The following is a 10689-nucleotide window of genomic DNA, read 5'->3' as shown; positions in this document are numbered from 1 at the left end:
GAACGGCCCCACCTGGCCCTGAATTACTTAACCCCCAATCAAGTCCATTTGCAAGGAAAAAGCCCCGCCGGAAAATCCGAGCAGGGCCCTTGCCTTATTCCTGTCAACATATAGCCGGACGAGACACATTTATCATTTGTTAACCTAGAACGTGAAGCCCGCCGTCAGGCTGGTGGTGTAGCGGTTATTATTGGTTTTGATGGTAGGCTCCAGGCCATCGAGGCTATAGGGCGTGCTCAGCTGGTCGAAGGTGGTGTACACGGCAGCGGCATCGATGAAGAAGTTGCCCTGGCGCAGGCCGGCCCCGGCCGTGTAGAAATTCTGCGCCCGCTCGCTGTTGGTGTCGGCCTTGTAAGGGTCGCCGTAGCGGGCGTAGCCCAGCCGCACCCGGAACACGTCGAATCGACCCTCGGCCCCAAACCGCAGGTTTACGGCGCTTTTGTAGCTGGTTTGAATATCCTTGTTTTCGGTGGTGAACGGGTTGTCGTCGCCATTAGCATTCTGGTCGTCGTTATTCAGGCGGGCCTGGCCATAGCCCACATATTCCACGTCGCCGGTCAGGAAACCGTGCTTGCCCAGTGTGTAGGCCACGCCGCCATTAGCCCGGAAAGGCGTGGTGAGCGTGTAGGCATAGTCATTGGGCTGCGCCTCTACCGACGATACGCCCACTGGTAGGCTGCGGGGCACCACATCGGTCCCCGAGCCACTGAAATCAGTCGTGAAGGAGGCATTATAGGTGTCCTCCAGGCGCATGAACGTGGGCGTTTGTATCGAAGCGCCAATGCGCAGGGCATCGGCCGCCCGGTAAATAAGGCCCAGCCGGGCGTTGATGCCCGAGCCGCTCACGCGCCGCTCTTCGCGCAGCCGGTAGCTGTTGATGCGGGTAGTCGGGTCGCTTTCGGTTTCCGTGAAATTCGATTCCGTCCGGTAGTTTGAGCTCACAATGCCCAGGCCCACGCCGACATAGAGCCGGTCGCGGTAGCTACCGCCATAGCCCAGGTCGAACTGCGACACCGAGCCCCGCGAAATCACCCGCTCTTCCTGCCCGATGGGCCCGCGCCGCGTGCGGCTGGTAATGCTGGTAATGGAGTCATCGATGGTGCCGCCCGGAATGCGCACCCGGTCCACATTAATCAGGTAAGCGCCGTAAGCCAAACCATCGAGGCCGTTGTCTACCGTATTGTAATTCCCTGACCGGCCTTGTTGGCGGATATTGCGGTAGTAATTCAGGCCCGCCGTGCCGCGCAGTGTGGCCAGATACGACTGGTCGTCGGCTGTATAAGCCCGGCCATTCACTGTCCGGTCGGTGAGGGTGCCGTTGTAGGTGGTGGCCACGTTGAAGTCGGCCAGCCGGCTGAAGCCCAGCGCGAAAGTTCCCCCACGCCAGTTGCTGCTCTGGTCGCTATCGGGGCGGCGGTTGGTCAGCACGAGGCCCGCACTGGCAATGTGGAAGCTGTTCTTAGCGGCATTCTGCGCGCCCGCCGAACTGCCTTCGAGTCGCGAGTCGCTTTGCCCCAGGCCAATACCAGGCGTGAGATGGACTTCCGACTTCTGAAATAGGCCCAGGCCGGCGGGGTTGCTAGTCAGGTTGCCAAAGTCGGCCCCGAGGGCCACGTTGGCCCCAGCAATGCCCAGCGTGCGGGCAGGGCCCCCAAACTGGAGGCGGGAATAGCGCAGCGCGTCGCTCGGGCCCTGGGCAAAGGCGTGGCTGGCCTGCCCCACTACGAGGGCCAGGCTAAAGCCGATTATCCGTTTTTTCATGGGGGTTGGAAGAAAAGGAGCCGGCCGTGGGGCCGGCTCGCTTAAGGGAAATTTTTGCAAGAAAATCAGGTAGAGGACTTAGTCGTTGCGACCCCGGCTGCGGCCGCCTCCACCCCCGCCCCCATCCGAAGGAGCGGAGTAGGAAGGCTGGCTGTAGGAGCGCTGGGGCTGTTCGGTATTGCGCTGCTGGGGCTGCTCATACGTTCGTTCGGAACGCCGCTGCTGGGGCTGCTCATACGTCCGTTCGGGTTGCTGCTGCCGCTGCTGGGGCTGCTCAAACACCCGCTGCTGCCGGGGCTGGTCGTAGGAACGTTGGCGGGTTTGCTCGGGCATGGGCTGAGCTGTTTCGGAGCGGGGCTGGCTCATGGCGTCCTGGGAGAACCTGCCCCGACGGCTGCGCTGGTTCTCCTGCGGCTCGGCGGCGGCGGGCTGCATCTGGTCAGACTGGAGCACCGCGTCGGCATTGCGCCAGCGGCTGCCTTGGCTGCGCGGCTCGTCGCGGGTGGCCTGCTCACGCAGCACCTGGTCGCGCCCGGCTTCGCTTTGGCCCGAGATTACCTCGGTTTGCTGCCGGGACTGCTGGTCCATGTTGCGGTAGCGCGGCTGGGCCGTCACATCCATGCTGCGGGGCTGGTTGAAAGAGGCATCCGTGCGGTCCCGCCGGGAGTTGGGAATAATGGCAGCGGCCTCGCTCCGGGTCCGGCCACCGTCCGTAGCGGCCGACCTGACTTCGCTTGCAGTAGGTATGGTTTGCGGCGTGGCAGGGTTCAGCAGGCCATCAGGCCGCACCCGCCCACCGCCCGACGATGAGCCCCCGGACGTAGTGCCCGCCGTGCGCCCACCCGACTGGGAGCGCCCATCCGAAGACCGGTAGTTGCGGTGGCCCGAGGTGCGGCCCCGGCCGTTGTTGTCGCCGTAGTAGCCGCCATTGTTGCGGTTATTACCGTAGAAATTATTGCCGTAGTAGCCGCCCCGGCCATAGTACCCTCCATAGAAAGGTCCGCCGTAGCAGTACGGGTCGTAAAATCCGTTGCCGAAACCGTTGCCGAAACCGTTGCCGAAACCATTGCCGAAGCCGTTGCCGAAACCGTTGCCGAAACCGTATCCACCAAAAGGCCGGCCGTAGCCAAATCCACCAAAGCCCCAGGGCCGCCCAAACCCAAAGCCGATGTTGATGCCCGGGCCATATCCAAACCCATAGGGACTATAAAAGGGGCTGTAGAAAGGGTCGTAGAACCCGGCCCCGTAGGGCGAAAACCCGCCGAACCCACCGTCCCAGCCGAAGTTGCCCGCGCCGTAGCCGAGCGTAGCGTATGGGCTGTACGGCGTGTAGTAGCTCACGCCCGGGCTGGTATACCGCACGCCCTGCATGTAGGTATACGAGTCGTCGTAATACTCATCCGAACTACCGCTCTGGCGAGCCGTTGGGGCATTGGTATTGCCGTTGTAGTCCGGGTTGGCCGCCTCGTTGGTCGAAGTCGGGGCCGTGCTCACAACGGCCGTGGTGCGGTCCCGGGAGGAATAATAGACCCCATCGTCCTCCGAGGAGGTGAGGGCCGAAGTGCCCGCGCAACCGCCCAGCGCAAACAGGGCCAAGGCAGGCAGACAAGCGGTGAGCAGCTTTTTCATGATTGATTATATGAGGAGTGGAGGGGCTTACGGTAAAGTAACGACGGAAATGATGGAAGCAGGATGAAGCGTTGGGGCAAGAATAGTAGTAGCCAAATGCTTAGGTCTACATACCGGGCAAAGGTTTAACAGCTGCCTGGCTGAAAAGGCTGATGACCGCCCGCCCATTCTCGCAGGTAAGGCTGGTAACTCCTTCTGCGAGGTCCGCGCATTAATAACGTAATTTGACCCCGAAACGGTGCCCTTTGGTTAAGTCAAATCTTGTACCAGAATTGGGAACTTTTCCGATTACATCTAAGATGCCCCCCATGAGCAAAAAGTTGCCTACCCGCCAAGAAGATTACTCGCTTTGGTACAATGAGATAGTGAAGCGCGCCGGCCTGGCCGAAAACTCCGCCGTGCGCGGCTGCATGGTTATCAAACCCTACGGCTACGCCATTTGGGAGAAGATGCAGCGCCAGTTGGACGATATGTTCAAGCGCACCGGCCATGAAAATGCCTACTTCCCCATTTTTATTCCTAAAAGCCTGTTTGAGGCCGAGGAGAAAAACGCCGAAGGCTTTGCCAAAGAGTGCGCCGTGGTCACCCACTACCGCCTCCAGACCGACCCCGACCGCCCCGGTAAGCTGCGCGTCGACCCCACCGCCAAGCTCGAAGAAGAGCTCATCGTGCGCCCCACTTCGGAGGCCATTATCTGGAGCACCTACAAAAATTGGGTGCAGAGCTACCGCGACCTGCCGCTGCTCATCAACCAGTGGGCCAACGTGGTGCGCTGGGAAATGCGGACCCGCCTGTTTCTGCGCACCGCTGAGTTTCTGTGGCAGGAGGGCCACACCGCCCACGCCACCGCCGAAGAAGCCGTGGCCGAAACCCGTCAGATGCTCGACGTGTACGCCGAGTTTGCCGAGGAGCACATGGCCCTGCCCGTGGTGAAGGGCGTGAAAACCCCCAACGAGCGGTTTGCCGGCGCCGAGGACACGTATTGCATCGAGGCATTGATGCAGGACGGTAAAGCCCTGCAAGCCGGCACCAGCCACTTCTTGGGCCAGAACTTCGCCAAGGCGTTCGACGTGCAGTTTGCCAACAAGGAAGGCGTGCGCGAGTACGTGTGGGGCACCAGCTGGGGCGTGAGCACCCGCCTGATGGGAGCCCTCGTGATGGCCCATTCCGACGATGAGGGCTTGGTGCTGCCCCCCAAGCTGGCCCCGATTCAGGTGGTCATCGTGCCCATCTACAAAACCGGCGAGCTCGACGCGCTGCTCGAGCGCATCAAACCCATTCAGATGGGCCTGATTGCCCGAGGTATTTCGGTGAAAGTGGACGCCCGCGACACCGAGCGCCCCGGCTTCAAGTTTGCCGAGTGGGAAATGAAGGGCGTGCCCGTGCGCCTGGCCATCGGGGCCCGCGACCTCGATAACGGTACCGTGGAGGTGGCCCGCCGCGACACCAAAGCCAAAATGAGCCTGCCTCTGGCCGACATCGTGGCCAGCGTAGACCAGCTGCTGACCGATATTCAGCACGACATGTACGAGAAGGCCAAGCAGTTCCGGGCCACCCACACCACGCGTGTCGACAGCTACGACGAGTTCAAGCGGGTGCTCGATAACGAAGCCGGCTTTGTGCTGGCACATTACGACGGCACCTCCGAAACCGAGGAGCGCATCAAGGACGAAACCAAGGCCACCGTGCGCTGCCTGGCCCTGAATGAGCCCGACGAAGACGGCACCTGCATGGTGACCGGCAAGCCCAGCACCCGCCGGGCCTACTTTGCAAGGGCGTATTAATTAACCTTGAAACGGTTAGTCTAAGCAGTAAAAAAGAACGTCATGCTGAGCGCAGCTCAGCATGACGTTCTTTTATTCGTCTGTGCTACTGCTACTTCTTCGTAATCGTGAATTCTACCCGACGGTTTTTGGCTCGGGTTTCTTCCAGGTCGTTGCTGGCCACGGGCTTGGTGCCGCCGAAGCCCTCGGTGGTGATGCGGTCGCCGTTGATGCCGTGGCTGCTGAGGTATTTCTTCACCTCGTTCACCCGGTCCTGGCTCAGCTTGAGGTTGAGGGCGGGGTCGCCCTGGTTGTCGGTGTGGCCGGCAATCTTGATTTCAACCGAAGGGTATTCCTTCAGAATGCGAATGAGGCGGGCCAGCTCGGGGTAGGAGCTGGTGTTGAGGTAATACTTGCTCTGGGGGAAGAAGATGTTGTTCATCTTCACGGTCTGGCCCACGGCGAAGGGGGCCAGGTACAGGTCCTGCTTCTGCTCGCTGTACTTGTCTTTGGCCGCCACGTCGAGGTTGGCGTTTTCGGCCAGGTAGCCTTTGGCTTCGGCGCGGTAGCCATATTGTACGCCGCTGGGCAGCACGATGGTGTAGGAGCCATCGGACGGGTCGGTTTCGGTCACGCCGATTTCCTCACCCGTCAGCAGGTTTTCGTAGTGAATAATGGCCCGGATGGGCTTGCCGGTGTTCACGTCGAGCACGCGGCCGGTCACCAGCGTCACCACCTCCGGTTGGAAGGCGGGGGCCAGCGAGATGCGGAAAATGTCCCGCGAGCCCTCGGTGCCATTGCGCGACGACACGAGGTAGGCATCCTGGCCGGCGGCCGAAATGGTGTAGTAGGCGTCGAAGTCGGGCGAGTTCACCACCGGGCCCAGGTTGCGGGGCGGGCTCCAGTTGGTCCACGTATCGTCGAGGCGCTTGGAGTAGAAAATGTCCGACTTGCCGTAGCCGCCGCGGCCCTCGCTGGCAAAGTACAGCGTCTTTTCATCGGCCGCCAGGAAGGGGGCGAAGTCGGCTTTGGCCGTGTTCACGTTCGGGCCCAGGCTTTTGGGTTTGGTCCACACGTTGGTTTCCATGGGCGAGGGGAAGCTCACGAAGATGTCCTGGCCGCCCAGGCCGTCGGGTCGCTCCACGGCCATGAGCAGGGCCCGGCCCGAGGTCGCCAGGAAGAAGTCGACGTGTTCCTTGTCCAGGTTGATGAAGTCCTTAATGTCCACTTTTTTGGGCGGCGTCCAGCCCATGCGGGTGCGCTTGGTGATGCTGCAGCCCAGCGGGTCGATGGTGCCGTCGGGGTTGTAGATATTGATGACGATGGCCTGCTGGCCGTTGGCCGATACCGAGGCGATGCCGTTGGGGTCGTCGGGGGTGTTCACCGGGGCACCCACGTTTTTGGCCAGGCTCCAGGTTTTGTTTTTGCCGCTAAGCAGGGTCGAGTACCACACGTCCTGGGGGTCGCGGCCGCCGCCCACGTTGCCGGGGTTGCTTTCGCGGGCGAAGTACAGGGTGCGGCCGTTGGGCGAAATCACGGGGTGGGTTTCCACGTAGCGCGTGTTCACGTTCGGGCCCAGGTTCACGAGCGAGGAGTCGAACTGGCTCGACTTCACGGCTTCCGGCCCCTTCTCTTCGGTGAAGGCCTGCTTCACCATCGTGGCCGGCACATCGGAGATGCCGATGGCGTCAATCTGGTTCACGCCTTCCACCTTGGCCGTGTTCATGCGCACCACCACGCCCAGGGTGCGGTATTCGGCGGCCGGAAACTTCACTTCCAGGGTGCGGTAGGCTTCGGGCAGCGGGCCGGGCTTGTCGTTGGAATACACTTCGTGGTGCACGCCTTTGGTGTCCACCAGCTCAATTTTGGTGATGGAGCCGGGGTTGAAGTTCTCAACCACCGTTACCTGCTGGGCCGCCACCGAGCGGGCAAAGCGCACCTCAATAAACTCATTGGGCCCTTCCTTGCGCGGAATCCAGGCATCGTTGCTGATTTGGCCCAGCGGCAGGGCATTGGGCGTACTCAGCACCTGCGAAGGGGAGAAGGGCTCCTTGCCTTCGGATTTCTGGGACGAAACCGCTACCAGGCGGGCCGCCCATTGCACGTGCTGGCCCAGGGCCGGGGCCCCGGCCAGCAGCAGCAGGGCGAGGGGCGGGAGGGCCCGGCGGGAGGAGTTGATTGGATTAATCATCATAACGATAGTAGGAAATCGCCACCGCCGGGGCACGCCCTCGCCGTGCGCGGGCACAGCGGCAAGCCCAGGCGGCAGTATTTACAGCTAACCTACTCAAAAACTATTTCCCAGCCCTCTCCGGCGCGTGTAGTACCTTCCCGGTTGGGTGCCGCGAACGGAGATTTCGCGGGCCTGCCGCACGTGGTAATTCAGTGGTTTTCGGTGTGTCTGAGCGAGGGAGCGGCGCGGGGCCGGGCCCGGCGCTGGCGTGCCGCCGGGGCGGGAATTTTATTACTGCTGGGCTGCTTGTTGCGGCCAGTTGCGGGGCGGGCGCAAGTGCTGGTGGGGGCCACGCCGTTCGGGCCGGTGTTCAGCCGGCTGCGGCCGGCCGGGGCCGATACCGCGCTACTGCTAGTGGCCCGCGCCCGCCGCGTGGGCGTGAGCACCTTCGTGCAAACCAGCGGGGCCCGCGGCTACCTGCGCCTGGGGCCGCGCCAGCAGCTGCGCTATCGCGTGGGCACCGATATGATATACGACTCGCGCGGCACGCCGCCCTTCGTACGCGAAGACTACGGGGCCGACGTGGCGCAGGTATTCACCCTGGATGCGGCCGACCACTGGCAGCTGGGCCAGCAGTTGCACTACGACCAGAGCCGCGCCAATGCCACCCGCACCGGCCTGTGGCTGGGCCGCCTGGGCTACCGCCGCCGCCTGCGCGCCGCCAGCCCCACCGATTCGCTGTCCCAGATGCAGCTCACGGTGCTGGGCGGCCTGGCCACCGACCAGCGCAACGGCCGCCAGGATGCCGGCTTCGCCTACGGCTTCGATGCGGCGGCGCTGTACTTCCTGAACGGCCCCACGGCCGCGCCGCTGGCCGTGCGCGTGCTGGGCACCCGCGCCAGCCTGGGGCCGCGCACCATGCAGCGCCTGGTGGCCGAGGCGGCCGGCGAGCAGGCCTTTCTGCCCAACGCGCCGCTCACGGTGCAGGGCCGGCTGGGCTACCGCACCAATCGCGCCGAGGACTACCTGCTGGGCTCGGTGCAGCGCATTCAGTCCGATACGGTGGCGGTGCAGGCGGGGGCTTCGTACCGCGTGAATGAGTTTGCCTCGCTGCGCTCCGATAACAGCCTGCTGCTGCCCACCCGGGCCTTTCGCTACCGCCGGCTGACGGATGGGGCCGATACCTTGCAGGACGTGGGCTACCGCCAGCGCGAGCTCGATACCCGCCAGGAGCTGCGCTTCGCCCGGCCCCGCCTTCAGACTACCCTCAGCTTTGCCTACCGCGAACGCACCCGAGCTTACTACCTGGACAACACGCGCCGCCTGAACGCGCCGCGCCTGGCCACCGTCCTGGCCCGCGAGCAGGTGAAGGACATCACCGAGCAAACCACGCAGTGGCAGGGCACCCTCACCTGGCTGCCCACGCCCCGGCACGCGCTGGGCCTGGTGGGCACGGCCCAGCTGCTGCGCGTGGATGCCCCCAGCAAAGACAACCAGCAAACCCGCGACGAGGCCCAGCAGCTGCTGCGCCTGACCTGGACGGGCCGCTGGGCCGGGGGCTTCCGCACCACGCTGGGGGTGGCCGGCGAGTACCGCCAGACGGTGTTCATCCGGGCGGGGCTGAGCGCCGAGAACTACATCGACCACCTGCTGCACTGGGAGCCGGGCTTCACCTGGGCCCCCGGCAAGCTGAGCGTGCGCTCCAACTACCACCTCTGGGTGAGCTACCAGGTGCGCGACCAGGCCGCCGAGCAGGCCCGCAACCGCGCCAGCCGCGTGCTGGAGCAAACCCAGAGCATCAGCTACCAGCTGCGGCCCCGGCTGCTGCTGCTGGCCGACTATGTGCGCCGCGAAAACCGCGTGGGCCAGCTCAACTGGGCCCGTTTCCGGGAGAGCCCGCTCGATACCAGCGTGACGCACGACTTTGCCGTGGGGGCGCGGCAGGCCTGGGCCGGGCCCAGGGGCAGCACCAGCCTGCGCCTGGGCTACCGCCTGCTGGAGCAGCGCAACTACGGCCGCGCCGCCCTGCTGCTCGATAACCCCACCGGGCCTTCATCCAACCTCATTTACCTGCACAACATCACCCGCCAGCACGGCCCCGAAGTGGCCGTGGAGCGCCACACCACGGCTGGTTTCCACCTCACGGCCAGCGTGTGGCTGCAATGGATGCGCACGTTCTCCACCTACCAGCCGGGTAAGGGGGCCTATGTCGGCACCAGCTACTCGGCCCTGGATTTGGCGCGGGAGACGCAGCGGCTGCTGCCGTATTTCGAGCTGGCAGCCGAGTGGCGCGTAGGAAGGCGTTAGAACGTGTACCGCGAAATTTCATTTCGCCCCCGCCGGATACCCGAACGATTGGCAAGCGGCGCGGGGGCGAAATGAAATTTCGCGGTACACGTGCTGCGGGCACATTGCCAATTCCGTTGCCTACCTTCCTGCCTCACAATTTCCTTTTTAATTACCAACCCCCACTCCAGCCCCCATGGCCGCTCCCTACCACGACCTCTACACCAACCATTTTGTCAACATCCGGTGCAGCCGGCCCACCTTTCTGGGCTTTCTCGACTATACCGTGACGGCCACCGCCGGTAGCGCCAACGCCGCCCTCAAGGCCCTGAGCCCCCTCCTGCAAGCCGCCGCCGAGGCCCTGGGCGGCAGCGTGGTGGCCCGCGAGGGCCAGGATGCCTCCGGCCAAACCCTCACCCGCTCCAAAAAGGACGTGCTGCGCGCCATGCGCGTGTTCGTGCAGGACACCAATGCCGTGAACCTGGTGCCCGCCTACCGCCAACGCCCCGACACGCTGAAGCAGCTGCTGCCCCAGGGCCTGATGCACCTCACCGACGCCAATGCCACCGACTTTCCGGTGCGCTTCGAGGCCTTCGCCGAAGCCCTCACGGCCCACAAAACCGACCTGGGCCCCGCCCTGGGCAAAACCGCCGATGCCCTGCTGCTGGAGCTCACCGCCGCCACCACCGCCAAAGATGCCGGCCTGAAAGTGGCCAAGGAAACCATCGGCAGCCTGGGCGGGCAGTGGGCAGCCGCCTGCCAGCTGCTGTGGCAGGTGCATTGCACCTCCCTGGGGGCGTTTTGGGAGAAGCCGGCTCAGGCCGAAGCGTACTTCAACTACGGCCTGCTGCCGCGTCGCAACATCAAAAAAGCCACCCCGGCCGGCGTTCCCGTACCCAAGCCCTAGCCGGAAAGGCATCGCAATACAGTGCGATGGGGTTGCCCGGTGTGCCCACGGGCCTCGCAATACGTTGCGAGGCCCGTGGGCACTGTGCTGAGATGGCCCGCACTACGTGCCGGGCCAGGTAGCCACTGCGCCAGGGTGGCCTGCCACGTATCGCGGGCCCGGTGGGCAGT

6 protein-coding genes are annotated in these 10689 nt (G+C 63.9%); 3 read left to right on the top strand and 3 right to left on the bottom strand.

Translation table 11 applies throughout. The annotated features are described in order from the left end of the window. Positions 1–144: 144 nt before the first annotated feature. Both ABD819_RS11095 and ABD819_RS11090 read right to left on the bottom strand, forming a co-directional pair. The gene (locus tag ABD819_RS11095; RefSeq protein ID WP_345124166.1) at positions 145–1761 is read right to left on the bottom strand and encodes an OmpP1/FadL family transporter; all 1617 of its coding nucleotides are present in this window, start codon (positions 1759–1761) and stop codon (positions 145–147) included. 78 nt (positions 1762–1839) lie between these two features. Next, the gene (locus ABD819_RS11090) at positions 1840–3390 is read right to left on the bottom strand and encodes a hypothetical protein (RefSeq protein ID WP_345124164.1); all 1551 of its coding nucleotides are present in this window, start codon (positions 3388–3390) and stop codon (positions 1840–1842) included. 308 nt (positions 3391–3698) lie between these two features. Here ABD819_RS11090 and proS point away from each other — a divergent pair, with 308 nt between their 5' ends. After that, the gene (proS, locus tag ABD819_RS11085) at positions 3699–5174 is read left to right on the top strand and encodes a proline--tRNA ligase (protein ID WP_345124162.1); all 1476 of its coding nucleotides are present in this window, start codon (positions 3699–3701) and stop codon (positions 5172–5174) included. Positions 5175–5265: 91 nt separating this feature from the next. Here the strand turns inward: proS and ABD819_RS11080 are convergent, their stop codons facing one another. Next, the gene (locus tag ABD819_RS11080) at positions 5266–7347 is read right to left on the bottom strand and encodes an OmpA family protein (RefSeq protein ID WP_345124160.1); all 2082 of its coding nucleotides are present in this window, start codon (positions 7345–7347) and stop codon (positions 5266–5268) included. A gap of 141 nt (positions 7348–7488) precedes the next feature. Between ABD819_RS11080 and ABD819_RS11075 the strand changes: the two genes are divergently transcribed. Next, positions 7489–9633, top strand: a complete 2145-nt coding sequence (locus tag ABD819_RS11075) for a hypothetical protein (RefSeq protein WP_345124158.1) — start codon at positions 7489–7491, stop codon at positions 9631–9633. A 175-nt stretch (positions 9634–9808) separates the two neighbouring features. After that, complete coding sequence (locus tag ABD819_RS11070; RefSeq protein WP_345124156.1) at positions 9809–10519, top strand: hypothetical protein; 711 nt, start codon at positions 9809–9811, stop codon at positions 10517–10519. The last annotated feature ends 170 nt before the right edge of the window (positions 10520–10689 follow it).

Origin of the sequence: Hymenobacter antarcticus (assembly GCF_039539545.1) — a bacterium.
Taxonomy (GTDB): domain Bacteria; phylum Bacteroidota; class Bacteroidia; order Cytophagales; family Hymenobacteraceae; genus Hymenobacter; species Hymenobacter antarcticus.
Note: the sequence above shows the minus strand (reverse complement) of the source record. Positions and strands in the feature narration are given on the sequence as shown.